The 1,184-nt window shown below is 66.6% G+C and carries 1 protein-coding gene; it reads left to right on the top strand.

The window, feature by feature from the left end; all coding sequences use genetic code 11:
- Positions 1 to 1,184 (top strand): calcium-binding protein (locus AB4048_RS28775; RefSeq protein ID WP_442205347.1); only part of this gene is annotated, 1,184 nt, incomplete at both ends.

Raw genomic sequence — 1,184 nt, 5'->3', positions numbered from 1 at the left:
CGATACAGTCGTCGGTGACCTACACCCTGCCTGCCAACGTCGAAAACCTGACGCTCACGGGCACGGGCAACATCAACGGGACCGGCAGCGGCGGCAACGACACCGTTACCGGCAACAGCGGCAACAACACCCTGGACGGCGGCGCGGGCAACGACACGCTTGCGGGCGGCGACGGCAACGACACGCTCCTGGGCGGCACCGGCAACGATGCGCTCGACGGCGGCCTCGGCAACGACACGCTCTCCGGTGGCGCCGGCAACGACACGCTCTCCGGCGGCACCGGCGACGATACCTTCAACTACAGCGCGGATACCGCCGACGCCGGCACCGGCAAGATCGCGGTCGATCTCGGCAACGGCACCATTCTCAACCTGTCGCAGTCGGGCCTTACGACTACCAGGGACCAGTTCACCGGCGGCGCCGGCAACGACGGCATCCTGCTCGATAACGGTACCGCGACCACCGGCGTCTCGTTCAACGCGAGCTCCGGAAACGGCCCCAGCCTTTCCGGCATCGAATCGATCACGGGAACGGCCGGCAACGACATCATCGTCATTGGCGACGCCTACAGGAGCGATGCCGCCAACGGCGGCGTTACGGTCGCGGCCCTTGGCGGCAACGACACGGTCGCCGGCGGCGGCGGTGACGACACGATCGACGGCGGCAACGGCATCGACGTCATTGTCGGCGGGTTGGGTAACGACCAGCTCATCGGCGGTGTGGGCGAAGACATCCTCAGCGGCGGTACGGGCAACGACACGCTCGACGGCGGCTCGCAAGACGACAAGCTCATCGGCGGTGCCGGCAACGACATCCTGCTTGGCGGCATTGGCTCCGACATACTCATCGGCGGCGCCGGCAACGACAGCTTCGACGGCGGCTCCAACTTCCAGAGTGCGACGACGTATTCCGTTCCCGTCCTGACGTCGGAGTCCGACCTGGCGCTACTCCTGCCGATGCGGGCCGGCAGTACGTCAGCCACGGGCTTCTTGGCCCCCTATGCCGGCGCCGACATCGCCGACTATTCCGCTTCCACCGCCGATATCGTTGCAAATCTTGGCAGCACCGACGTCACCGGGCCGATCGCGATCGCCGCCAACACGGCGACTGGCCAAGGCACGGATACCTTTGCAAACATGGAAAGCCTGGTCGGCGGCTCCGGCAACGACACGATCTACGGACGG

Origin of the sequence: Rhizobium sp. RAF56 (assembly GCF_052113965.1) — a bacterium.
In the GTDB taxonomy this organism is placed as follows: domain Bacteria; phylum Pseudomonadota; class Alphaproteobacteria; order Rhizobiales; family Rhizobiaceae; genus Rhizobium.
The sequence above is the reverse complement of the archived record's forward strand: the minus strand, read 5'-3'. Positions and strand labels throughout refer to the sequence as shown.